The sequence below is a fragment of the Pseudomonas sp. CC11G genome (genome assembly GCF_056174845.1).
This window is the reverse complement of sequence record NZ_JBWBZC010000034.1, coordinates 1-22,132: the sequence shown is the minus strand read 5'-3', so window position 1 is coordinate 22,132 and position 22,132 is coordinate 1. Positions and strand designations below refer to the sequence as shown.

The following is a 22,132-nucleotide window of genomic DNA, read 5'->3' as shown; positions in this document are numbered from 1 at the left end:
CCGTTCCCGACAATCTGCCGCAGGACGTAGGTTGGGTTGAGCGCAGCGAAGCCCAACGGTGCCGAGAGACCGATTATTAACGGCTGTTCCAGGCACCAACAAACGTGTTGTTTTGTGAACCGAAACGTTGCGGAGTGTTGGGCTTCGCCGATGGCTCAACCCAACCTACACCCGCATCTGCACCGCAGATCAGCTGGCTAAGGGCTTGGCGTTCGCTCAGGTGCGTCGGCATTTTCAAGGTCACCAACGGGCCATCCAGCAACTGAATGGCCAACTCGGTTTCAAAGTGCAAACCGCTTTCGTCGAGGGTGGCGTAGGTCACGCCATAGGCGTTTTTACCGCTTTCACTAAACATGCTGCCCATGGCGTTCTCCTTGTTGGCGTGTGCTCAGTGGCGAGCGGGCTTCTGCTCGGTTTTCACCGGGGCAGGGGCTTGGTCACGGTTGCGATACAGCTCGGCATTCAAATGGCTGGTGAATGCAGAAGCGGCTACAAGGCTGGCGATGGCTCCGAATTTGCTCATGGCGATAATCCTCATCTGGGGTGGGCGGTGTTGCCCGATGGGTTGCATCATTGCCGAGCGGCCGGCCAGCCAGAAGTGAATGGGCAGCATGGTGACTATCGAAGGCAGTGATACAGCGAAGCGGCACTATCACCAGGCGGCTATAAAAGCGCGGCAGTGCTCAACAAACTGGTCACTTCGTAAAATTTTATTGACGAAATCAGGCAGTGCTGGTTTTCACCCTGGCCCATAAATAAATCCACAGAAAGCGGGGTCTGCGGCGGTTTATGGGTTTCTTTGCGCGCGCTGCTATGTTAAATAAAACAAACAGCTGGCCTTCACCTATATCGTTTCAGGAAATCCCTTATGTCGTTACGTATCTGCATTCTGGAAACAGACATCCTGCGTCCGGAACTGGTTGACCAATATCAGAGCTATGGCCGGATGTTCGAGCAACTGTTCGCCCGTCAGCCCATCGCCGCCGAGTTCATCACCTACAACGTGGTGGACGGCAACTACCCCGCAGATACCGAGCGTTTCGACGCCTACCTGGTTACCGGCAGCAAAGCCGACTCCTTCGGCACCGACCCGTGGATCGAAACCCTCAGAACCTACCTGCTGGACCGCTACCAGCGTGGCGACAAGCTCTTGGGCATCTGCTTCGGCCACCAATTGCTGGCCCTGCTGCTGGGCGGCAAAAGCGAGCGCGCGCACCAGGGTTGGGGCGTAGGCACCCACCGTTATCAGGTGGCTGAACAGCCGAGCTGGATGACCCCGGCGATGGACGAGCTGACCTTGCTGATCAGCCACCAGGACCAGGTGACGGCGCTGCCTAAAGAAGCCACCGTAATCGCCTCCAGCGAGTTCTGCCCGATTGCGGCGTACCGCATCAACGACCAGGTGCTGTGCTTCCAGGGCCACCCGGAATTTATCCACGACTACTCGCGCGCCTTGCTCGACATTCGTCAGCAGAACTTGGGCGAGAAGATTTATAAAACCGGGATCGACAGCCTGCAGCACGATCACCACGGCACGGCAGTGGCGGAGTGGATGATGCGGTTTGTGGCGCAAGACAAGGCCGCACAGCCGGCCTGACACCAACACCGCTCTCTGTAGGAGCTAGCTTGCTAGCGAACCCTGCAAACGACATTCACGATCAGTGTTTGCAGGGTTTGCGACCAAGGTCGCTCCTACGGGAGTGCGGGGTTCTCGCTGGCGCATTAAACGCTCACATTGATCAATTCTTCCGCGCTATCGCCATGATCAGCCCGGTACTCCTGCTGATTTTCATGCACCTGTTGCGCGAACAGCGTCTGCACTTTCTCGGCGATGCCGGCTTCCACGTTCTTGCGCGCTTCTGGCGTCATATTCGCCAGGTCTTCCTCGGTAATGCCCAGCTCTTCGAGGATCGATGCCCGCAGCTTTTCGCCGGGCGTCATGTTCATCCAATCGTGAAATTCTTCCGAGGCGCTCTTGCCGGTCTTGGCGCTATCGCTTGCGCTCATTTCGCTGTCGCTGCTGTCAGAACCTGTGGCGAGGTTGTTTAACGCCACCTTGAGTTTGGCAAAGGCTTCTTCGTCGTAATCGCTGCCGGTGTCGGCAGCCACTTGGGCATCAGCAGTGACGGTTGCGGCCTTGGTCGTCTGCTTTTCAGCGGCCAGTTCGAACTGCTCTTTCTGGGTGGTGTTGGCGCGGGTGTGCCATAGCTGGGCGGCATAGCTGCCGAGGGAACCGATGGTGCTCATGGGGCATGTCCTTCGCGTGGCCATTCGATTGAGCCGGGGTTAGAGCAATGGCCGTGCCAGGCGGATAGGTGTCTGATTTGTATCGGGTTTGATAAGAAGCGCTGCGGCGTTGGGCGGCAATGGCTGGCCGGCATGCGGCGAGTGGTTGCCACCTTGGCTTGAACCAAACGGAATAGGAACAGCGATGGACTATCTCGATTTATTGCAATGGCCGGCCATGGTGGTAACGGTGCTGGCGGCCTGGCTGATTGGTGCGCAAAGCGCGCGGCGGCGAATGGCGGGGTTCTGGGTTTTATTCTTAGCAACGTGTTGTGGGTTGTCTGGGGGCTGCATAGCCAGGCGTATGCGCTGATTCTGCTGCAGTTCTGTTTGTGTGCGATGAATTGTCGTGGGTTGAAGAAAAATGCTGACACGGTCACAGAGCAGTAGCGTGGGGTGAGGGTTTGGTTGGAGCGGCTATAGTCATGTCTTACTGCCGAAACAATTGAGGTCCGCTTTATGGACTGGTTGGTCACTTATAAGTACGACAATGTCGAACGGCATTTGAAGTTGCAGGCGCGGACTGTCCCCAATATTCAGGTGGTGGCGTTTCGGGCGGTGATGGAGGTGTTTGGCGAGAAGCCGCCGGTTAGTAAGGTGGCTGGGCAGCCGGTGTTGGAGTGGATGAGGGCGTGTGGGGTGGATATTACGGATGTGATTTTGTTGCGGCGGACTAGTCGGGTGACTGCTTCAGAGGCTGGGGAGGATAGTGCTCAGCAAGGGTGAATAGACGGTCTTTGGGTTTTCTTCATTACCGCGTGGGCTGGGGGTTTTTGTTTCGCGCCTTACGCGCGAGTCACTTTTTAGCAGTCGCCCTAAAAAGTAACCAAAAACGGCTTGCCCCTACCTGGGGTTTTCACTGCGTGAAAACTTCCCTCCCTCCGTCGTTGCTCCAGGGGCCGGGCTGAGGGCCATCCATGGCCCCATCCCTCTACGCGGCTCCTGGCCGCTACGACCCCTTACGCAACGACTACGCTCGGCCTGGCGCTCAAGGGGCGGGTAGATCACAAGCGATGGATCAAAAGCTGTAGGCAAAAAAAACGAGGTCTGAGCCTCGTTTTTTATCTTTTGGTACTTAGCAGGCGACTGCTTTCTGTACGCGACGTTGACGCAGTTCCAGGTTGGAACGGCGGGCCAAAGTTTTGGCCTTGGTCACGTGGATCGGGCCTTCAACGTAGGTTGGCAGTTCGCGCTCAACCCAGGCGGCTTCGTCGCCGCGCCAGCGCAGCAGGCCGGCTTCTATTTTGATCTCACGGTGCAGTTCGCGAATCAGCGTCTGCATGCGCACGGGGCTCAGGATTTCTTCGCTTTTGATCGCTTTGCACAACGGCTTGCCGTTCTCGTTTACCAGGGTCAGCAGCAGGCTGCCGTCTGGGCGAGGTTTGATCGCTACGGTGTGCTGCGGAAAGGCGTCGAAGAATTCTTTTATGGCCAGTTGCATTCCATGTACTCCATCGATTCTTTTCAGGTGGAGTAGCTAGAGCAGATGGCATGCCAAGAATTAGCGCTACATAAAACCTATGTAAAACAATAGGTTATGTATTTGTGGTGCCGCTTCGGTCGTGCACTTTGCATGATCGGTTAAAACCCGACCTTGCAAAGTGCAATTACCGGCTAGTTGAAGGGCTGCTGGAACGGGGTTTTCACCGGCAGATCTGGGCCCAATTCGTCTGGCACAAACACTTGCGGTTGGTAGCCGCGGCGTATGGGGCGGCGGGGTAGGCGCTGGGCCACTTCGGGCAGGTGTTTGAGCTGGTAGGCGGGCGGCAGTTCGTGGCGGGCGCGGCCCAGGCCGCGGTAGATCGCCACTGAACCGAGCACGATATCCGCTGCGCCAATCACGCCTTTCACGGTCATGCCTTTTCTAATCAGCAAAATGCCACCGGCAACGGCGAGCAGGCGTTCGAGGTAACCAGGACTGCGCATGTAAGAGCTCCTTCGCGGGACGGTCGTTACAGGTTCTGAACCAGCGCGTTTGCCGGGAGTTCAGGTTTTTCGGCGGGCGGTCATTTGCTGGGCAAAATTGTTGAACTCTCGCGCCTAAACGCACACCTATTCTGTAGGGGGCCGGTCAGCCAATCGCTCAAGCATCAGTTATTGCGCGCAGCCTTTAGGTTCGACTGGCTTCGGTCATTGGTAACGGTCCCCTGCAAATCTGCTCGCTGCAAAGGCTGTTCGGCCGGGCAAAGGACTTATGGAACGGGGACGAGGAGCCAAGGCAATGAAGAGAGATTGGGAGCTGGTACGCGAGATGTTGCTGGATATCGAAGCCCTGGATAAGGGCCACCATTTTTTCCCCCATCGAATTAACGAGCACTCCAGCGACAGCGTCAGTTACCACCTGCACCTGCTCGAGCAGGCCGGCCTGGTGGAGTGCGCTGACCATCGCCCGTTAAGCGGTGAGCTGGTGCGTATCGGCAAGGCTCTGACTTTGCCCGGCCACGATCTGCTGGACCTGATCCGCGACGAAAGCCTGTGGCTGGTGAAGAAAGCCTTTCTCACCGAGCACTTGGGTGGCATCACGATCGATGCGCTGAAGACCACCATGGCCATGTATCCCAGCGACAGTGGCAGCTCGTTCAATGTCTCGCGCCACGCGCAGAACGACGCCGTCTTTAATTGATTATTGGGCAAGGCCGGCAGCCTGAACGCTGCCGGCCTTGCCGCATTCACTCGCGCTCAATTTATCTGACCGAGGCACGCTCCCTATGTCCGCTGAACCTAAGTCGAAAGACGCGCCCACCTCCAACGCCACGCCTGACGTCCAAGCCTTCAAGCACAGCATCCTCGCCAAGCTCAAATACGCGGTCGGCAAAGACCCGGCCAATGCCTATATCCACGACTGGTTCGAAGCCATTGCCCTGGCCGCACGCGACCACCTGGTGGACAACTGGGAAGAGTCGGAAGCGCGGGTCGATCGCAAGCAGCAGAAGCGTGTGTATTACCTCTCGCTGGAGTTTCTGATTGGTCGGCTGCTGGTGGATTGCCTGAGCAACCTTGGTCTGCTGGACACCGCTCGCGCCGCGCTGGCCGAGCTGGATGTGGATATCGAGCGAATCCGCGAAGTGGAGCCCGATGCGGCGCTGGGTAACGGCGGCCTTGGCCGTTTGGCGGCGTGCTTTATGGAAAGCATGGCCACCCTGAATATCGCCGGCCACGGCTACGGCATTCGTTATGAGCACGGTCTGTTCAAGCAGGTCATCAGCGACGGTTGGCAGCATGAGCACACGGAAACCTGGCTCGACTTCGGTAACCCCTGGGAATTCGAACGGCCGGAAGTGAGCTACAACATCGGCTTTGGCGGCAGCGTAAATACCGTCACCGAGCGCAACGACATTCCGCGCCAGCACTGGCAACCCACCGAAATCATCCGCGCCATTGCGTATGACACGCCGGTGGTCGGCTGGCGCCGGGCCGGCGTCAACGCCTTGCGCCTATGGCGGGCGAGGGCGTTGGAAGACCTGCAGCTCGAACGCTTCAACGCGGGCGACCACCTGGGCGCGGTCGCCGATGTAGTGCGCGCCGAAAGTATTTCCCGCGTGCTGTACCCGGCCGATAGCACCGAGGCGGGCCAGGAACTGCGCTTGCGCCAGGAGTTCTTCTTCGTTTCGGCCTCGCTGCAAGACTTGCTGCACCGGCATATGCGCTTGCACGGTGATATCCATTCGCTGCCGGAAAAAGTCGCGATTCAGCTTAACGACACCCACCCGGCCATCGCCGTCGCCGAACTGATGCGTCAGCTGGTGGACGTGTACCGCATCGAATGGTTTGCTGCCTGGGAGTTGTCGGTGGCAACCCTGTCGTACACCAACCATACGTTGCTGCCAGAGGCGTTGGAGTCGTGGCCGGTGTCGTTGATGGAGCGCCTGTTGCCGCGGCATATGCAGATCATCTACCTGATCAACGCCTACCATATCGACTCGCTGCGGGCCAAAGACATCCACGATTTCGACCTGCTGCGCTCGGTGTCATTGATTGATGAAGAACACGGCCGCCGCGTGCGCATGGGCAACCTGGCGTTTCTCGGTTCGCATAGCATCAACGGCGTGTCGGCGCTGCATACCGACCTGATGCGCGAAACCGTATTCCGCGATTTGCATACCCTTTACCCGGACCGCATTCGCAACAAAACCAACGGCGTTACGTTCCGCCGCTGGCTGTATCAGGTGAACCCGCAACTTACCCAATTGCTGATCGAAAACATCGGCCAGGGCGTGCTGGATAACCCCGAAACCTCACTCATCAAGCTGGAACCGTTTGCTGACAAACCGGCCTTCCGCAAGCAGTTCATCGCCCAGCGTCAACACAGCAAAGTGGCGTTGGCTCGGCTGGTGAAAGAGCGGATGAACATCGACCTCAACCCCGAGGCGATTTTCGATGTGCAGGTAAAACGGATACACGAATACAAACGCCAGCTGTTAAATCTGCTGCACACCGTGGCGTTGTACCAGGCCATCCGTAACGACCCGACCACCGACTGGGTGCCGCGGGTGAAAATCTTTGCCGGTAAAGCGGCGGCCAGTTACCACCAGGCCAAGCTGATCATCAAACTGGCCAACGACATCAGTCGCACCATCAATGACGACCCCACCGTGCGGGGTTTGCTCAAGGTGGTGTTTATCCCGAACTACAACGTCAGCCTGGCGGAAACCATCATTCCGGCGGCGGACCTGTCGGAGCAGATTTCCACCGCCGGCATGGAAGCCTCGGGCACCAGCAACATGAAATTTGCCCTCAATGGCGCGCTCACCATTGGCACCCTGGACGGCGCCAACGTGGAAATGAGCCAGCTGATCGGCGCCGAGCATATGTTTATCTTCGGCATGACCGCCCAGGAAGTGAAACTGCGCATGAACAATGGCGACTACGACACCATCCACGTGATCAAAAACTCCGAGCGGCTAAATGGCGCGTTGGAGGCGATCAGCAAGGGTGTGTTTTCGCCGGATGACCCGGAGCGGTATGCCGGCTTGATCGACGGCCTGGTGCACCACGACCGCTACATGCTGTGTGCCGACTTCGACTCGTATTGGGATGCGCAGCGCAAGGTCGATGAGCTGTGGAAAGACCCTAATCAGTGGTGGCGTTCGGCGGTGCTGAATACGGCGCGCACGGGGTGGTTCTCGTCGGATCGCACAATTAGGGAATACGCCGAGGATATTTGGAAGGCGATGCCGGTGGAGAAGAAGGGCAAATAGTCGTCGTTTTCAAGGCCGGCCAATCGAGGCTGAAGCCTCTCCCACAGGAAACTCAATTTCTTGTGGGAGAGGCTTCAGCCTCGAGTTTTTGATCTTCGTTCAAGCGCTACCAAAACCCCGCCGGATGCTGCTTGGCGATGTAATCCGGCTGCAATCCAAACGCCGTCTGAAAAAACGCCGCCAGCCGCGAATGCAGCACCATCTGGTTGATGGACGCCAACTGCCCGCGCTGCACACGGCGCTGATTGCTGTCGGTGTAAAAATCTTCGTGCAGCACTTTCTGTTGCTGCGGGTCTGCGGTCACGCAGCAACTGTTAAAACTGTGTTCGTCGGGGTAGGCCACCAACAGGCATAAACCCGGGCTGGCTTTCTCTACGCCGTGCACGTCCAAGCGCACCTGCAGGCCGGCCTGTTTGGCGTAGATTTTGGCTTCTTCAAATAACGGCGTGGCGCAGTCGTGCAGCGCCGTCATAAAGGCTTCCAGAAACGCCTGGGTGTCGACTGCCTGGCTGTCCATCATCCGCACGTTTCCTCAGTGGCTCACACGCAAGGGTTTAGGTCGCCCGTGCACCGCGCGCACGGCAGGTTGGGCAGGGCGCGCGTGCTGGCGGTTATGGTGACGACGGGCGATGCGCAGCATCCCCCACAAAGTGGCCGCTGCCACCAGCAGCCAGGTTCCGATCAACAGCAAAACAATGCTTTCGGGTGGCATAGCGGCCTCCTTCAACCCCTCAAGGCTGGGGCATTACGTCGATTTCAGCAGCGGGCGCTGTCTGGCTGGGCTTGCTGTGAATGCGGATGCGCTGGTGCATGTTTTCCGCATGGCACACCTCGTCAATCACCTGGCTGGCAAAGCTACCCAGCAAGGTAGGCTCGGTGTCGCCAGAGGGCGCGTCGAACAGCGTCCACACCACAGGGCTTGCTGTGAGACGGTCTTGCAACTGCTGCAGAGGCTCGGCCAAACCGGTACTGCCTTCGTCCAGCCACGCAAGTCGCCCACCAGCAGCAGGCGTTTTACCCCGGCTACCGGCAGGCCATCGAGCAGGGCGGTGACGGCTTTAAAGTCTGGTGAAACTGCGTATCGGCCTTGTCGGTGGGCAGCACGCACACCACCGCGTCTTTGCCGGCAATGCTCTGGCTGACGCTGATGGGGTCGAACAGGTCGCCCTGAACAGTGCTGAGCCCGGGGCGGGCGGTTACGGCGTTCAGGTCGTCCAGAACCAGCGTTGTTTCAAACTGACGCGCCAGGGCTTCAACCATCAACGCGTTTCCAACGCTGCTCTGGGCTCCATAAACGGCGAGTTTTACAGCAGGAGTTTCGAGATTTTTCATCAAGGCTCACTCGTAGATGTGGCGGTGGTTGTGGTTGTTACGAAATCTGCGATCAGGCTGCTTGCTTATACGTACTTGGGCCCCGGTTCACGGCAAAGGGTTCATGTTTTTCGCTAAGTGGCGGCACCGCCTATCTCGCCGCTTTCAAGCGGTTTTTCGCCGGCTTTTGTCGCTAACACCGAAAAAATCGTTAAACCAATCGAAACACCACCCAGTCGATAACTATGTGTCCTGACTTGCGGGCAAACCCGTAGGAGGTGGTGAGATGACTTTTATGTGCTTTTTAAAGGGCTGTACCTGGATGGAAGCCACGCACGAGTTGTTCGGCACCGAATACCTGAGGTGCCAATGCTGCTCACGCTGCGGCGCGCACCGCTACCTGCCGGAAACGCCGGCTGATGCCGGCGACGCTGCCTGACCATGTGGGAGACGATCCTCGCCACCCTGATTGGCGAGTTTTCCGATCTTGACGATGTGGCCCACACCACCCGCGTAACCCTGCGCATGGCCCTCGCCACGCTGCTCGGCGGGTTACTGGGCTGGGAGCGCGAGCAGCACGGCAAGGCTGCCGGGATTCGTACCCATATGCTGGTGGCCTTGGGCAGCGCGCGTTTTGTGATGGCCGCCGAGCAGATGGGCGCCACGCAGGACGCCATGAGTCGGGTGATGCAGGGCGTGGTGGCGGGGATTGGCTTTCTCTGTGCCGGCACCATTCTCAAGGGCCGCTCACCCAGCGAGGTCAAAGGGTTGACCACTGCGGCGGGTATCTGGCTGACCTGTGCCATCGGCATTACGGTAGGGCTTGGGCGCGAGGCGACAGCGCTGTTGGGCACGTTGTTTGGCCTAATCGTTCTCAACCTGGTGCCGCATTTCATCAGCCGGTTTGAGAAAGAGCCTGACGAGCCGGATGAGCCTGAGAACTAGCGGCGGGGCCTCGATGCTTTTCATTCTGCGCTAGGCTCAAATCCTGCACAGGAGGCCAGGATGACCGGATCGCAATCGCCGAAGAGCAAACCATCACCCGTCACGCCATGCGCTTGTTGCTGGAAGCAGCCGGCCACGAGGTGGTGGCAGAAGCCGACAATGGTCTCGACGCGCTGCAGCAGCTGCGTGACCTGAAACCGGCCTTGTTAATTCTGGAACTGACCCTTCCGCGCCTCGGCGGCCTCGAGCTGATTCAACGCGTTCACGCCCAGGGCCTGCCGGTAAAACTGCTGGTGTTTACCGCACAAAATTCCGACTACTTTGCCGCTCGCTGCATGGAGGCTGGCGCCCACGGTTTTCTCAGCAAACAGGAAGACCTCGCCGAACTCACCAAGGGCTTGCACGCCGTGTTGCATGGCCACACCTATTTTCCAAGCCATGCGTTGGGGACCACGCAGGGCGATAAAACCAGCCTGGCGCTCAAAGCGCTGTCGGCCCGTGAACTGGGCGTGTTGCAGCTACTGTGCAAGGGCATGAGTAACGTGGCGATTGGCGAGCAACTGGCCCTCAGCGATAAAACCGTCAGCACTTACAAAATTCGCCTGAAAGAAAAACTCCACGCCACCTCGCAGCTGGAACTCATCGACATCGCTCGTCGCCATGGTCTGGTAGAAAACGCATCCAGTGAACCGCCAACCGCCAGCGAAACGCTGCCTGAAGTGCAGCTGCTGCACAGCATGATCGACGCCTTGCCCCACGCCGTGCAGGTGCGCGACACCGAGGGTCGATTGCTCACCTGCAACGCCTATTACCTCGAACAGCAGGGCGTGCGCCTGGAGGATGTGGTGGGCAAGCGCATCAACGAAACCAACGAACTACGCGACGACGATGCCGACCTGGTCCATGAAAGCCTGATGAGCGCCATTCACGCGGGCGTGCCCTATAGCCGCGATGTACTGATTCACCTGCAGGCAAACAGCATGTGCTGCGCCATTGGGGCAAACCCCACCACGACAGCAACGGTGAGTTGCTCGGCATGATCTTCGGCAGTGTGGACATCACCGACCGCGACGAGCAGGTGCTAGCCCTGCGGATTGATGCCGAACAGAACAAGGCGGTGATGCAGGCTCGCGACCAGTTGCTCGGCCATCTGACGGCCGAGCTGGGCGAACCGTTACGCGGGTTGGTGGCCATGCTCGACCTTGGCCTCGCCACCCCCGCCAAGCAGGCCGAAGCCATGCAGGTCGCCCGCGCCCATGCCGATAAGTTGCTCACGCTGCTGCAGGGCTTACAACAGGCCGGCCAGCTCAGCAGCGGCCATTACCTGTTCAACAACCAGCCCATGGACCTGCGCGACGTGCTGGCCGCCACCGTGACCGACTTTCAAGTGCAGGCGCAAAGCAAAGGGCTGAGCATCGCGCTGGATATGCATGCGACGCGGCACCCGGCGGTATGGGCCGATGCCAGTGCAATGCAGCAAGCGTTTACCGCCATGCTCAGCTATGGGCTGCAAGCGTTGCACGAGGGCCAGTTGATGGTGCGGCTGCTGGCCAATGGGCGCGGGCTCGGGCTGACCGAAGTGCAGTGCGAAGTGCTGGTGGTGCCGAGCGAAGGCGCGCAGCGGCAAACGCCTTCAGCGGCCGCAGAGCTTGAGTTGGCCTTGGCGCGCAAGCTGGTGGAGCGGTTGGACGGCGTGCTGGAGTTGCAGGCGGGGGAAGACGTCAAGACCCGGTTGAACCTGCAAGTGATGCTGACTCAGGCAGAGTCGTAGGGCCCAGATTCAAAACTTCACCTTGATCCCAAACATCCCCTCATAGCTGCGGCTATCGCCGTTAAAGGCTTTCTGGTACCCCAGCGACCCCGTCAGGCTGGTGCGCGCATTCAGTTCGTAGTCGACGCCGACATTGATCTCGCCCCAGGTGCCGCCCATGTCGGTGGTGAAGGGCACATAGCCGTCGGCGGACGAGAACTCGGTTTTTGGCTGGCCTTTGAACTCGTGCCACACGCTCGGCCGAATCCAGCCATTAGTGCGATGGATATCGCCCTTGTCGTCAGTATTGAACCAGTCCCGCGCGACCCGCACACCGAGGCGGCCTGTCACTGAATTTACATCGTCAAAACGCACATCGGCGGCGCTGTCGTGGGTGTCTTGCAGTTTGATTTTGCTGACGATGACCTGCGCCTGCGGCTCTACATAAATCTCCTTGTCGGCATTTACCAGCATCGGGTAACCGGCCTCCAACGAGGCGGTAATGCCGTGGCCGCGGGTACGCAGTTTTTCCACGCTGTCGGGTTTGGCCGTGGCGCTGAAATGGCTTAGTTGCAGCACACCGTCGAGGTACCAGCCGCCAGGGCCAAAGTGGGTCCAGTAGCCGCCGATGCTGTAGGCGCGCAGGGCGTCGTCGCCGGCGTAGCGGCCGTCGGTGTGGTGCGATGAGCCAGTGACTTTGCCCAAGCCGAGCGACAGGCCGGCCTGGTTGGTGCTGCCGTCGGTGTCTTCACTGCGGTACAGATCGGCGCCCACTTGCAGGGCCTGCAAGTCGTAGTTGTAGTCGGCGGCGCCACGGTTATCAGTGCCGGTGCGGTAAATGAGACGGCCCCAGCCCAGCGACGGGCCGATCTCACTGGCATCGTCTTCCACCAGCGGGTCTACGGACGCGCGGCGGCGTTCTTCGCCCACCCGTTCATGCAGGGTGTCGACCATCGCGCGGCTGTAGAGCAGCGCTTGCACCGGCATACCGCTGTACAGCGAGGTTTCCGGGCGGTAGTTGGGGGTTTCGTCATTGCCGTCACCCACGGTGGAGCGCAAGTACCAGGCTTCGGGGTTGCTGTCGTCGAGGCTGGCGCGGTGCAAGGTGTATTGATACGGCCCGGCTTTTACTTCGCTGAGCAGGCGGAACGCACCCGCATCGGTGCTGGCGCCATCGATGGCGTTGACCACTTGAATGCCGTTGCCCGGAGTGAGCGCACCGGCGCCGCCGGCATTGGTGATTTGCAGATTGCTCAGGCCGGTGGCTCGGCCACCGTCGATTACCAGTTGGTCGGAAGGCGAGTTGTCATCGAACAGGTAAGTGTTCAGGCCAATGGTGCCGTTGGCGCCGTGGTACGAATTTACGCTCAGGGTTTTAAAAGCATTGCCCACCGGGGCGCTGAAGTTGATGAGGCTGTTGTCATTGCGCAGGCTGGTTAGATTGGAATTGCCGGTGAGTTGCCACAGGCTGGTGTCGTGCAGATTCAGGTTGGCCACGCTGCCGGTTGCGGTGGTCGCCGACCCGGTCACCAACGAAGTGCCAAGGTCCAGGTTGGCGTTGCCGACGGCAAAGCCCGAGCGGCCAACGTTCAGCCATTGGCCGCTGCCGCCGGCAATCACATGGTCGAAATTGAGGGTTGCAGCACCACCCACATCAACCGTGGCGCCGCTACGGTTATCCAGCACGGCACCGTCGAGGGTTACATGGCTTTCCCGGCCCAGGTCGGCCTGAGTGGCGAGCGCGGCCGCGCCATTGCCGGTGGCGCTGAGCAGCACGGTTTCGCCATTGAAGGTTGCATCGTTTTTTATCAGCGCGGCATGGGCGCCGTTGCCTTGGGCGTTGGCCGCTGTGTTGTTGGCCACCAGCAGCGCACCGGAGTCGGCCTGCAGCGCGTACGACAACGCGCCATGGGTGCGCACGGTGGAATTGTTGAGGGTGAGCTCGGCGGTTTCGTCTTTGTATTTGCGACTGACAAAGGCGCCGGCGGCGTTGTCGCCCAGGGTTTCGACGCTGATGCCATTGCCCACCAGGCTGACGGCGCCGGGTTTGGCGGCGCCAATGCCGGCATACAAACCGCGGGAAGCGGCGCCCTCGGTTTTCACCGACAGGTTGTTGAGGATCATGCTGCCGCCATCGTCCACCGCTGCGCCGTAAGACTGGCTGCCCGTGGTGTGCAAAGCGGTGCCAGTGGCGATCAACAAGGCGCCGGCATTGCGCGAGGCCAAGGCGTGGGCAAAGGTGAGGCTGGAGGCAATGGGCGAGCCATTGCCGGTGGTGGTGACCGCGCCGTCATTGAGGGTGATGGTCGAACCGAGGTCGGCGACTACGCCCATCGCATTTTCATTGCCGCTGGTAAATACGTTGACGCCCGTGGCGGTGATTTGCGCCTGGGCGGCGCTGATGCCGGCGGAGTAGTCGCCTTCGGTGACCACCTGGCCGCTGTGCATGTCGATCACGGCGCCGTCGAGCGCGCGCACGCCGTAGCTGGTTTTCTGGCTGGTTTTAACGTCGGTGTCGCGCATGCTCAGCGTCGAGCCGGCATTTTCTACCTGCACGCCGGGGGCAGCGGGGCCTGCGGTGCCGTCGAGCAAAATCGAACTGGTTTCGATGCTCGCCGTGGCGCCGCCGCTGACGGTCAGCCCCATGGCGCGGGCACCCTGGGCGTTGATAGTGCTTTGGCTGATACGGGCCGACGAGCCGGCGCCTTCCACCTGCACGCCATGGCCATATTGGTTTTGCGCAAACAGGCGGCTGTTGTCGATCAGCAGCGCACCGCCGGCCATGGCGCGGGCAGCGGCAGATGGGTTCAGCATATTGCCGGCGCCCAATACGCTGATGTCGCTGTTGGCCAGGTTGATCTGGCTGCCAGCACCTTCGGCACGGGCACCGCCGACGTAGTTGCCGCTGGTTTGCACGATCAGGTGATCGCCCGTGATGGTGCTGCCATCCAGCGCATGCAGCACGGCCGTGGTGGCGGTGCTGGTGGCGGCGTTGGTGCTGGTCAGCGTGCTGTGGCTCAGGTCGATACGCGAGCCGGACTCAGCACGCGCGCCGCTGGAATTGCTGCCGCTGGTGGTTACCTGCACGTTATCAGCCACGATGGTGCCGCCCATTCTGGCCACCAGCCCATGGCTGGCGTAAACGGTGCTGGCGGCGCCGGTGGTGGTGACGGAGGTGTCGCGCAGCACGACCTGGCCGTTATCAATTGCCAGCACGCCGATGGACCCTTTGCTCAAGGTGCTGATGGCGCCCGCGCTGAAATTGACGATGCCGCCGATGCTGACCAGCGCCATATGTTCAGGCCGCTAGCGCCGCCACCCATTTGAATGGTGCTGCCGGTCAGGGTTAGCGCGCTGATTTCGCCAACCTGGGCGCCGGTCATATCGGTGGCGTTGATCAGCACATTGGCTGCCGTTTTCGGCGCCATGTCGACGATGACGCCGCTGCCTTGAACCTCGCCGCCGTTGCGCACTTGCACGCCGATCTGGCCTTTGGCCGCGGCCGCAGAGATCGCGCCGCTGGTGATGGTCTCCTGGTCGAGTTGAGTAACGGTGCCGTCGACGCGTACGCCCACAGCGCCTGCGGCCGTCATGCTGGTTTGCGCCTCGGCGCTGCTGACATCGAAGGTAAACAGCCCGGCCAATACCAGACTGATGGCCCTGGCCAGACGATTGGTCGCCAGGGTTTGCAAGGGACACGAACGAGTTGAAGTGAAGGTTTTCATGGCAAGGCTCCGGCAAATTCTTTATGCCTTCAGCCTCGCGCTGCGTCGCGTGCGGGTATGCGAGTAGGTACTGATGTGGATGTAATAGGTCTACGAGTTTTTGGCTCAGCTGTGGCAATCAACCACGCACGCTCGCACTGGAGCGATGCAAAACGCAGTGCTACAGTCGCCGCCCATGACCCTGCCCCGCCCCCAACGCACCCGCTCCCTGACCGCCTGGCTGCTCTATGCCAGCGTGCTGTTCAGTCTGTTCGCCTGCGGTATTCACCACGGGCAAATGAGCGGCATGAGCCTCAGCGGTTTGGGTGGCGGTTTCTGTGCGCTGGATGGCCGCGGTGGCCCGGCCATCGATGCCAGCGGCACCTCTGATCAACAAACGCCACATCTCGACCAGGTCAGCTGCCCGCTGTGTTCTTCCTTCGGTGTTGCAGTCGCGCTCAACAGTGCGGGCTGGTCGCTCACCTATGTTCCGGCGCCTGCCGTCACCCCCAGCGTGGTCAACACCTGGCCGCAAGCGCCGCCGCGCTACAGCTGGCCCTCGCTCAATCCTCGCGCTTCGCCCCTCGCCTGAACGTCTGGCGACCTCTTTCGGGTCGCGCTTTCTCCCGTATTTCCCCGGCCACCCGTAGCCAGGGATCTCTGACGTTTACGCATTGCGCAAGGATTTCACCATGTCGTTCAAACCCCTTTGGCTGCTTGCCACTTTGACGCCGTTAGCGGCTGCCGTTACCGCCCAGGAAACCACCGAAGATCACACCGCCCATATTCTCGAGCCCGCCATCATTACCGCCGTGCAGCAAAGCTCGCCGCTGACGGTGGTCACCAATCCCAAAGACGCCCGCCAGCCGGTGCCGGCCAGTGACGGTGCCGACTACCTGAAGACCATCCCCGGGTTTTCCGTGGTGCGAAACGGCGGCAGCAATGGCGACCCGGTACTGCGCGGTATGTTCGGTTCGCGCCTGAATATCCGCACCAATGGCGGCCTGATGATTGGCGCGTGCCCGGCGCGGATGGATGCGCCCACCTCGTATATCTCGCCGGAAACCTTCGACAAACTCACCGTCATCAAAGGCCCGCAAACCGTGCTGTGGGGCCCCGGCGCCTCGGCCGGCACCGTGTTGTTTGAGCGTGAACCGGAGAACTTTTCCGAGCTGGGCGGGCGCCTGAATGGCAGCGTGCTGGCCGGCTCCAACGGCCGCTTCGACAAGGTGCTGGACGGCGCCGTCGGCGGCGACCAGGGCTACCTGCGCATGGTCGGCAACCAGAGCCACTCCGACGATTATCAAGACGGCAACAACGACACCGTGCCGTCGCGCTGGGACAAGTGGAACACCGACGTTGCCCTCGGCTGGACGCCGGATGCCGACACCCTGATCGAACTCACCGCCGGCAAAGGCGACGGTGAAGCCCGCTACGCCGGCCGTGGCATGGACGGCACCCAGTTCAAGCGCGAAAGCCTCGGTTTGCGTATCGAAAAGAGCAACCTCGGCGACGTGCTGAGCAAGGTGGAAGGGCAGGTGTATTACAACTACGCCGACCATGTGATGGACAACTTCCGCCTGCGCAGCCCCGACCCCACGAGCAGCATGCCGATGCCCATGGCCGCCGCCGTGGACCGCCGCACGATTGGCGGGCGCCTGGCCGCCACCTGGAACTGGACCGACGTGGAGCTGGTAACCGGCGTGGACGCCCTGCGCAGCGAACACCGCGAACGCAGCTCCAGCTACAACATGATGACGAGCACCTTTACCGACGCCGACCAATTCCCCTGGAGCAAAGACGCGCTCTTTCACAGCTACGGCGCCTTCGCCGAACTGACCTGGAACGCCGCCGAACGCACCCGCCTGATCAGCGGCGCCCGCGTGGACCGCAGCGAAGCCACCGACTACCGACAAACCACCGGCATGATGGCGATGCCCAACCCGACGGCCGACGAAACCCGTGGCGACACCTTGCCCAGCGGCTTTGTGCGCTACGAATACGACCTGGCCGATTCACCGACCACCCTGTACGCCGGCCTCGGCCACGCGCAGCGCTTCCCCGATTACTGGGAACTGTTTTCCGCCACGACCGGCCCGGCCGGCAGCGTCAATGCCTTCGAAGGCGCCAAGCCGGAGAAAACCACCCAGCTGGATTTCGGCGTGCAATACGGCGGCGAAAAACTCCAGGCCTGGGCCTCGGGCTATATGGGCCAGGTACGCGACTACCTGCTGTTCACCTACAGCCCCGGCATGATGGGCGACAGCACCCAGGTGGAAAATATTGACGCACGCATCATGGGCGGCGAGCTGGGCATGGCGTATCAACTGACCAGCAACTGGAAAACCGACGCGACCCTGGCGTACGCCTGGGGCAAGAACAGCTCGGACGGCGAAGCGCTGCCGCAGATGCCACCGCTGGAAACCCGCTTTGGGCTGAACTACGCGCGTGATGCGTTCAGTGCCGGCGCGCTGTGGCGCGTGGTCGCCAGCCAAGGGCGAGTTGCTGAAGGGAAGGGCAATGTGGTCGGCCAGGACTTTGGCGACAGCGCCGGGTTTGGCGTGTTCTCGTTGAATGCGGCGTACCGCATCAACAAGCAATTCAAAGTGAGCACGGGCGTCGACAACCTGTTTAACAAAGCCTATGCCGAACACCTGAATTTGGCGGGGGACGCCGGGTTTGGTTACCCGGCCGATGATGTGGCCATCAACGAGCCGGGGCGTACGTTGTGGACCAAGGTGGATTTCAGTTTTTGATGGGACCGAAGTAACGTCCGAAATTCTGGATACCGGCCTGCGCCGGAATGACGGCAGTTTGAAGTTAAATCACGTCGTCCCAGCGCAGGCTGGGACCCAGAATCTCACGTTGGCAATGCGCTCTAGAACCGAACAACAGGCTTCCTACGTAACACCAACAAAAACTGCCGATTTCCCGTCGTCCACACCAACGTCTGAAAATCCCCCTCGCGCAAACCCGCCTTGTTATAGGCATTGGCCTGATGCACCGCATTGCCATCGGCCAGGGTTTGCGCCACCACCACTTCACTCATCACCACACCTTCTGGCGTGCCCGGTTGCACGCTGGGGGTGACCACAATCGAATAGCCCACCCGCAACGGCTGCGGCTGATTCACCAACGTGCCGTTCTGCTGACCGCCAGGTTGCGCTGCGTATCGACAAAGGTCGACAACGTGGCCGATGTACCGACGTTTGCCACAAAGGGCTGCAACGGCTGGAGCTGGTAGTTGTTATTGCCGGCGATGCGGTCCACCAAGCCTTCGGCTGCGACTTCCGCCGTGCCGTGCAACAGGCTGGCTTCGCGGCTGGCGCGGGCTTCCAGGTTAGGCACCGGGGATTTGATTTCGGCCAGTACCGCGCGCCACTCCACCTGCTGCACCGGCCATGGCGCGGGGGCGGCGAGGTTGGGGTCGAGGTCGGCGGCAAAAGCCAAGGGGCTGGCGAGCACGAAGGCTAGGGCAATAAGAAGCTTCATGGGCGGCGTAATTTTTCCAAGAAATGGCACATAGAGTAAGACGGAAATCACGGACGTCGCTGCAATTAAAAAGCATCGAGGCTGAAGCCTCTCCCACAAAGGATCGCAATCTAAAGTGGGAGAGGCCGGTCCGGCGCCCCGGTTAGCCTCGATGCTCTTGATCTGACGATTCAACGGGTACCCCGGCGACCTGCCATACGCCGCCATCGCCGACCACAAATATCTTCTCGTCCGGCGCTGCACGTACGGTAAACCCACCGGTAAAACTCCCAAACGACGGCAACAAACTCACCCGTTCCCCAGCACAAAACACGCAACCGCAAACTTTGCCGGCCACGGCCATGCAGCCGGTACGCCGGGTGCACATGCCCGGCCAACACATGATGGGTGTCGTGGGGCTGAGGTTCGTGTTGCAGCGCGAACGAGCCCATCAGCAACGGCTCCGCTACCATCTCGATATTCAACGCGGCCGGTGGGTCGCCCGCATGGCGGTCGTGGTTGCCGCGAATCAGAGTGATCAATAGCTCGCTGTGACGCCGGCGCCAGTCGCCCAGCGCTTGCAGGGTGGCGGTGTTCTGCGCCTGACGGGCATGGAGAAAATCCCCCAGCACAATTAACCGTTGGCAGTCGTAGCGCTGCAGCAAACGTGTCCAACCGCTGAAAGTTTTCCGCCGTGTGCCGTGGGGCACCGGCTGGCCCAGTTGCCGGAAGGTCGCCGCTTTACCCAAATGCAGATCAGCAATCAGCAACGCCCGCTGTTCCGGCCAGTAGATCGCTTGTCCGCCAGCAACCACAACTCGCATCCGGCCAGCTGCACCGCCACATGGCTACTCATGGCGAGCCTTGGCCGGGCGAGGGCGGCCGTCTTTGCCTTGCCGTGGCGCTCGGCCTTTGCGCGGCGCCGGGCGTTCATCGTCGATGGCAAAGCGTGAGTCGGTCTCCGCCTCAAAACCGCCAGGCCCGGCGGCTTTTTCCAGGTCTTGCACCATGCGTTTGATCCGGTCGGCCAGTTTTTTCCGAGCTCAAACTCTCGCGAAACCGTTCCACCAGCAGCGGAAAGGCCAGGGGCGTAGCGCGTTTGATCAGGCGAACGTCCAGCTCGCGCTGCTGCAACCGCTGCAAGGTCTGTTGCAACCGTTGCACCTCCAACTCCTGACGCAACACTTCCTGCTGCGCCTGAGTGAGCAGTAAGTTGCTCGGGTCGTACTGCTGGAAGACATCAAAAAACAACGCGCTGGACGCCTGCAACTGCCGCGCGCTTTTTGCCGCGCCGGGTAGCCGGAAAACACCAGCCCGGCAATCCGCGCAATTTCACGAAACGCCGGCGCGCCAGTTCACACCGGCATTCAGGCTGGCGAGCACGTCGTGCAGCAGTTGTCGCTGCTGAACAGCGCCGGCGTCAGCACGGCGGTGTAGTCGATGGGGCTGGCGCACAGCAGCTCCAACCCATAGTCATTGACCGCAATAGAGAAACTCAGCGGCTGCCCCTGGCCCAACCGCCAGGCCAGCAGCTAGCCAAACCCAAGTGCAACCGAACGCCCGGCAAATGGATACAGAAACAAATGCCAACCTTCGCGGATTTGTGCACTTCGGCCAGCAGCGTATGCGCCGTGGGCAACGCCGACCAACTTGCTTGCACCGCCAGCAACGGCTGCAAAAGGCGCATTTCCGGGCTGGCATACACGCCGTTGGCGGCCTCGCCGAGCTTGTCCACCACGGCATCGGCCAGTTCGCTGGAGAGCGGCATACGTCCGCCGTTCCAGCGTGGCACGGCGGCTTTTTGCCGGTGGCGCGGCGCACATAGGCGGTCATGTTTTCCACCCGCACCAACTCCAGCAACCGTCCGGCAAACAGAAAATTTCGCCGGGGCGCAGGCGGGCGATAAAGCCTTCTTCCACACTGCCCAACGAGCCGCCGCTGCCGCCTTTGGTCCAGTACTTCACGCTCAGGCTGGCGTCGCTGACGATGGTGCCGACGCTCATCCGGTGACGCCGCGCCAGGCGCGCATCGGGCACCTGCCAGCGGCCGTCATCATCCGGTTCGGCGCGTCGGTAATCGGGGTAGGCGGTAAGGGAGTGGCCGCCGTGGCGGATAAACGCCAGCGCCCACTGCCATTCTTCATCGGTGAGGTGCCGATAGGCCCACGCCGTGCGCACTTCGGCCAGCATGCCTCGGCATAAAAGCCGCCGCCAAGGGCCATGCTCACCAGGTGTTGCACGAGCACATCGAGCGGCTTTTGCGGCGATTCCCGCGCCTCGATCTGCGTTCGGCCACCGCCGTTTTTGGCGGCCACATCTTCCAGCAATTCCAGGCTATGGGTCGGCACCGCGTGACCCGCGACGGCCGCCCCGGCGCATGGCCGCTGCGCCCGGCGCGCTGCATCAAGCGGGCAACGCCCTTCGGCGAGACGATTTGCAGCACGCGCTCCACCGGTAAAAAATCCACGCCCAGGTCGAGGCTGGAGGTGCACACTACGGCTTTCAGCGTGCCTTGCTTCAGCGCCAGCTCCACCCAATCACGCACCTCGCGGGACAACGACCCATGATGCAACGCCAATAACCCGGCCCAATCCGGTCGCGCCTCCAGCAACGCCTGGTACCAGATTTCCGCCTGCGAGCGGGTGTTGTAAACACCAGCGTGTGGGCTGCCATCCAGTTCGGCGACCACCTGCGGCAGCATGCGCAAGCCCAAATGCCCGGCCCAGGGGAAACGCTCGATACCCGGCGGCAACAGCGTGTCGACGCGCAGGTCCTTGGCGATTTTGCCCTGTACCAGGCGGCCCGCCGGCATCAACACGTCCATGGCGTGGGTTGATTGCCCAGGGTGGCCGATAACCCCCACCACCAGCTGCGGGTTCCACTGGCGCAAACGGGCGAGGGCCAGTTGCAGTTGCACGCCGCGTTTATTACCCAGCAGTTCGTGCCACTCATCCACCACCAGCATGCGCACGTTGGCAAAGGTGGTTTGCGCGGCGGCGCTGGTCAGCAGCAAGGTCAGGCTTTCTGGCGTGGTGATCAACGCGCTGGGCAATTTGCGACTTTGCCGGCGCGTTCGGCGCTGCCGGTGTCGCCGGTCCGCATGCCGACGGTCCAGGGAATGTGCAGATCATCCAGCGGCGCTTGCAGGGCGCGCGCGGTATCGGCGGCCAGCGCGCGCATCGGCGTAATCCACAGCACCGTCAACGGCGCCATGGGGGTGTTTGCGCGGGACGGGTTTGGCCGGGTTGGGCAGTTTGGCAAAGCGGTTCAACGCGGCAAACCACACCGCATAGGTTTTACCGGCGCCGGTGGTGGCATGCAGCAGGCCGGACTCACCGTTTTAACCGCCTGCCACACCTCTTTCTGAAACGGAAAAGGCTTCCAGCTGCGCAGCGCAAACCAGGCGCTGGCAATAGTCACAGCAGGCCCTGCAAGGTGGCCAGGGTGTCGGCGTCTTCCACTTTTTTA

General features: G+C 61.0%; 23 protein-coding genes and 3 pseudogenes. 11 read left to right on the top strand and 15 right to left on the bottom strand.

The window, feature by feature from the left end; genetic code table 11:
* Positions 1-76: 76 nt before the first annotated feature.
* Entirely contained in the window at positions 77-364 is a 288-nt protein-coding gene (gene ptrC / locus AC0V2S_RS25495) for a type III secretion system co-regulatory protein PtrC (RefSeq protein WP_475512159.1), read from the bottom strand.
* A gap of 24 nt (positions 365-388) precedes the next feature.
* A complete protein-coding gene (locus AC0V2S_RS25490) occupies positions 389-523 on the bottom strand; it encodes a hypothetical protein (protein ID WP_475512158.1) in 135 nt (44 codons plus the stop codon).
* A gap of 345 nt (positions 524-868) precedes the next feature.
* Between AC0V2S_RS25490 and AC0V2S_RS25485 the strand changes: the two genes are divergently transcribed.
* Complete coding sequence (locus tag AC0V2S_RS25485) at positions 869-1,597, top strand: amidotransferase (RefSeq protein ID WP_475512157.1); 729 nt, start codon at positions 869-871, stop codon at positions 1,595-1,597.
* A gap of 125 nt (positions 1,598-1,722) precedes the next feature.
* Here AC0V2S_RS25485 and AC0V2S_RS25480 read toward each other — a convergent pair whose 3' ends face one another.
* The gene (locus AC0V2S_RS25480; protein WP_475512156.1) at positions 1,723-2,247 is read right to left on the bottom strand and encodes a hypothetical protein; all 525 of its coding nucleotides are present in this window, start codon (positions 2,245-2,247) and stop codon (positions 1,723-1,725) included.
* A gap of 184 nt (positions 2,248-2,431) precedes the next feature.
* Here AC0V2S_RS25480 and AC0V2S_RS25475 point away from each other — a divergent pair.
* Together AC0V2S_RS25475 and AC0V2S_RS25470 are read left to right on the top strand one after the other, a co-directional pair.
* Positions 2,432-2,676, top strand: a pseudogene (locus tag AC0V2S_RS25475) (hypothetical protein).
* Between the two features lie 69 nt (positions 2,677-2,745).
* Positions 2,746-3,012, top strand: coding sequence for a hypothetical protein (locus tag AC0V2S_RS25470; RefSeq protein ID WP_475512155.1), 267 nt, complete (start codon positions 2,746-2,748; stop codon positions 3,010-3,012).
* Positions 3,013-3,361: 349 nt separating this feature from the next.
* Here AC0V2S_RS25470 and AC0V2S_RS25465 read toward each other — a convergent pair whose 3' ends face one another.
* Positions 3,362-3,727 carry a DUF3509 domain-containing protein gene (locus tag AC0V2S_RS25465; protein ID WP_475512154.1) on the bottom strand — a complete coding sequence of 122 codons (366 nt, stop codon included), beginning with the start codon at positions 3,725-3,727 and terminating at the stop codon, positions 3,362-3,364.
* 173 nt (positions 3,728-3,900) lie between these two features.
* Entirely contained in the window at positions 3,901-4,212 is a 312-nt protein-coding gene (locus AC0V2S_RS25460; RefSeq protein ID WP_475512153.1) for a hypothetical protein, read from the bottom strand.
* Positions 4,213-4,507: 295 nt separating this feature from the next.
* On the opposite strand from AC0V2S_RS25460, the gene AC0V2S_RS25455 reads away from it, so the two are divergent.
* Both AC0V2S_RS25455 and AC0V2S_RS25450 read left to right on the top strand, forming a co-directional pair.
* Complete coding sequence (locus tag AC0V2S_RS25455) at positions 4,508-4,909, top strand: DUF2513 domain-containing protein (RefSeq protein ID WP_475512152.1); 402 nt, start codon at positions 4,508-4,510, stop codon at positions 4,907-4,909.
* A gap of 85 nt (positions 4,910-4,994) precedes the next feature.
* Positions 4,995-7,484 carry a glycogen/starch/alpha-glucan phosphorylase gene (locus tag AC0V2S_RS25450; RefSeq protein WP_475512151.1) on the top strand — a complete coding sequence of 830 codons (2,490 nt, stop codon included), beginning with the start codon at positions 4,995-4,997 and terminating at the stop codon, positions 7,482-7,484.
* Positions 7,485-7,590: 106 nt separating this feature from the next.
* On the opposite strand, the gene AC0V2S_RS25445 is transcribed toward AC0V2S_RS25450, so the two are convergent.
* From AC0V2S_RS25445 to AC0V2S_RS25430, 4 genes are all read right to left on the bottom strand, one after another.
* On the bottom strand, positions 7,591-8,004 hold the full coding sequence (locus AC0V2S_RS25445; protein WP_475512150.1) for a hypothetical protein: 414 nt from the start codon (positions 8,002-8,004) through the stop codon (positions 7,591-7,593).
* 12 nt (positions 8,005-8,016) lie between these two features.
* Positions 8,017-8,196: a hypothetical protein gene (locus AC0V2S_RS25440; RefSeq protein WP_475512149.1), complete on the bottom strand. Its 180-nt coding sequence runs from the start codon at positions 8,194-8,196 to the stop codon at positions 8,017-8,019.
* A 19-nt stretch (positions 8,197-8,215) separates the two neighbouring features.
* On the bottom strand, positions 8,216-8,446 hold the full coding sequence (locus AC0V2S_RS25435) for a hypothetical protein (protein WP_475512148.1): 231 nt from the start codon (positions 8,444-8,446) through the stop codon (positions 8,216-8,218).
* A gap of 61 nt (positions 8,447-8,507) precedes the next feature.
* Positions 8,508-8,744 (bottom strand): NAD(P)H-binding protein, encoded by a 237-nt coding sequence (locus AC0V2S_RS25430; protein WP_475512147.1) that lies wholly within the window; start codon positions 8,742-8,744, stop codon positions 8,508-8,510.
* A 337-nt stretch (positions 8,745-9,081) separates the two neighbouring features.
* On the opposite strand from AC0V2S_RS25430, the gene AC0V2S_RS25425 reads away from it, so the two are divergent.
* From AC0V2S_RS25425 to AC0V2S_RS25410, 4 genes are all read left to right on the top strand, one after another.
* Complete coding sequence (locus AC0V2S_RS25425) at positions 9,082-9,234, top strand: PSPA7_2676 family Cys-rich small protein (protein WP_475512146.1); 153 nt, start codon at positions 9,082-9,084, stop codon at positions 9,232-9,234.
* On the top strand, positions 9,231-9,740 hold the full coding sequence (locus AC0V2S_RS25420; protein ID WP_475512166.1) for an MgtC/SapB family protein: 510 nt from the start codon (positions 9,231-9,233) through the stop codon (positions 9,738-9,740). Before AC0V2S_RS25425 ends, AC0V2S_RS25420 begins: the two co-directional genes overlap by 4 nt.
* A gap of 68 nt (positions 9,741-9,808) precedes the next feature.
* A complete protein-coding gene (locus AC0V2S_RS25415; RefSeq protein WP_475512165.1) occupies positions 9,809-10,780 on the top strand; it encodes a response regulator in 972 nt (323 codons plus the stop codon).
* Entirely contained in the window at positions 10,723-11,511 is a 789-nt protein-coding gene (locus AC0V2S_RS25410) for a sensor histidine kinase (protein WP_475512145.1), read from the top strand. The genes AC0V2S_RS25415 and AC0V2S_RS25410 overlap by 58 nt, the downstream gene beginning before the upstream one ends.
* A gap of 9 nt (positions 11,512-11,520) precedes the next feature.
* On the opposite strand, the gene AC0V2S_RS25405 is transcribed toward AC0V2S_RS25410, so the two are convergent.
* Both AC0V2S_RS25405 and AC0V2S_RS25400 read right to left on the bottom strand, forming a co-directional pair.
* Positions 11,521-14,784 (bottom strand): autotransporter family protein, encoded by a 3,264-nt coding sequence (locus AC0V2S_RS25405; protein ID WP_475512144.1) that lies wholly within the window; start codon positions 14,782-14,784, stop codon positions 11,521-11,523.
* Positions 14,724-15,215 (bottom strand): hypothetical protein, encoded by a 492-nt coding sequence (locus AC0V2S_RS25400; RefSeq protein ID WP_475512143.1) that lies wholly within the window; start codon positions 15,213-15,215, stop codon positions 14,724-14,726. Before AC0V2S_RS25400 ends, AC0V2S_RS25405 begins: the two co-directional genes overlap by 61 nt.
* 175 nt (positions 15,216-15,390) lie before the next feature.
* On the opposite strand from AC0V2S_RS25400, the gene AC0V2S_RS25395 reads away from it, so the two are divergent.
* Complete coding sequence (locus tag AC0V2S_RS25395) at positions 15,391-15,786, top strand: DUF2946 domain-containing protein (protein ID WP_475512142.1); 396 nt, start codon at positions 15,391-15,393, stop codon at positions 15,784-15,786.
* A 100-nt stretch (positions 15,787-15,886) separates the two neighbouring features.
* A complete protein-coding gene (locus AC0V2S_RS25390; RefSeq protein ID WP_475512141.1) occupies positions 15,887-17,950 on the top strand; it encodes a TonB-dependent copper receptor in 2,064 nt (687 codons plus the stop codon).
* Between the two features lie 122 nt (positions 17,951-18,072).
* On the opposite strand, the gene AC0V2S_RS25385 is transcribed toward AC0V2S_RS25390, so the two are convergent.
* The 4 genes and pseudogenes from AC0V2S_RS25385 to AC0V2S_RS25370 form a co-directional block, all read right to left on the bottom strand.
* Complete coding sequence (locus tag AC0V2S_RS25385) at positions 18,073-18,327, bottom strand: hypothetical protein (RefSeq protein ID WP_475512140.1); 255 nt, start codon at positions 18,325-18,327, stop codon at positions 18,073-18,075.
* Entirely contained in the window at positions 18,324-18,686 is a 363-nt protein-coding gene (locus AC0V2S_RS25380; RefSeq protein ID WP_475512139.1) for a hypothetical protein, read from the bottom strand. The genes AC0V2S_RS25385 and AC0V2S_RS25380 overlap by 4 nt, the downstream gene beginning before the upstream one ends.
* A 142-nt stretch (positions 18,687-18,828) precedes the next feature.
* Positions 18,829-19,521, bottom strand: a pseudogene (gene pdeM / locus AC0V2S_RS25375) (ligase-associated DNA damage response endonuclease PdeM).
* Positions 19,522-19,642: 121 nt separating this feature from the next.
* A pseudogene (locus tag AC0V2S_RS25370) lies at positions 19,643-22,084 on the bottom strand (ligase-associated DNA damage response DEXH box helicase); the annotation flags it as partial.
* Positions 22,085-22,132 lie beyond the last annotated feature (48 nt).

Coding starts and splice junctions, on each gene's coding strand:
- ptrC (WP_475512159.1), bottom strand. CDS start 364: ATGGGCAGCATGTTTAGTGAAAGCGGTAAAAACGCCTATGGCGTGACC.
- AC0V2S_RS25490 (WP_475512158.1), bottom strand. CDS start 523: ATGAGCAAATTCGGAGCCATCGCCAGCCTTGTAGCCGCTTCTGCATTC.
- AC0V2S_RS25485 (WP_475512157.1), top strand. CDS start 869: ATGTCGTTACGTATCTGCATTCTGGAAACAGACATCCTGCGTCCGGAA.
- AC0V2S_RS25480 (WP_475512156.1), bottom strand. CDS start 2,247: ATGAGCACCATCGGTTCCCTCGGCAGCTATGCCGCCCAGCTATGGCAC.
- AC0V2S_RS25470 (WP_475512155.1), top strand. CDS start 2,746: ATGGACTGGTTGGTCACTTATAAGTACGACAATGTCGAACGGCATTTG.
- AC0V2S_RS25465 (WP_475512154.1), bottom strand. CDS start 3,727: ATGCAACTGGCCATAAAAGAATTCTTCGACGCCTTTCCGCAGCACACC.
- AC0V2S_RS25460 (WP_475512153.1), bottom strand. CDS start 4,212: ATGCGCAGTCCTGGTTACCTCGAACGCCTGCTCGCCGTTGCCGGTGGC.
- AC0V2S_RS25455 (WP_475512152.1), top strand. CDS start 4,508: ATGAAGAGAGATTGGGAGCTGGTACGCGAGATGTTGCTGGATATCGAA.
- AC0V2S_RS25450 (WP_475512151.1), top strand. CDS start 4,995: ATGTCCGCTGAACCTAAGTCGAAAGACGCGCCCACCTCCAACGCCACG.
- AC0V2S_RS25445 (WP_475512150.1), bottom strand. CDS start 8,004: ATGATGGACAGCCAGGCAGTCGACACCCAGGCGTTTCTGGAAGCCTTT.
- AC0V2S_RS25440 (WP_475512149.1), bottom strand. CDS start 8,196: ATGCCACCCGAAAGCATTGTTTTGCTGTTGATCGGAACCTGGCTGCTG.
- AC0V2S_RS25430 (WP_475512147.1), bottom strand. CDS start 8,744: ATGGTTGAAGCCCTGGCGCGTCAGTTTGAAACAACGCTGGTTCTGGAC.
- AC0V2S_RS25425 (WP_475512146.1), top strand. CDS start 9,082: ATGACTTTTATGTGCTTTTTAAAGGGCTGTACCTGGATGGAAGCCACG.
- AC0V2S_RS25405 (WP_475512144.1), bottom strand. CDS start 14,784: ATGGCGCTGGTCAGCATCGGCGGCATCGTCAATTTCAGCGCGGGCGCC.
- AC0V2S_RS25400 (WP_475512143.1), bottom strand. CDS start 15,215: ATGAAAACCTTCACTTCAACTCGTTCGTGTCCCTTGCAAACCCTGGCG.
- AC0V2S_RS25395 (WP_475512142.1), top strand. CDS start 15,391: ATGACCCTGCCCCGCCCCCAACGCACCCGCTCCCTGACCGCCTGGCTG.
- AC0V2S_RS25390 (WP_475512141.1), top strand. CDS start 15,887: ATGTCGTTCAAACCCCTTTGGCTGCTTGCCACTTTGACGCCGTTAGCG.
- AC0V2S_RS25380 (WP_475512139.1), bottom strand. CDS start 18,686: ATGAAGCTTCTTATTGCCCTAGCCTTCGTGCTCGCCAGCCCCTTGGCT.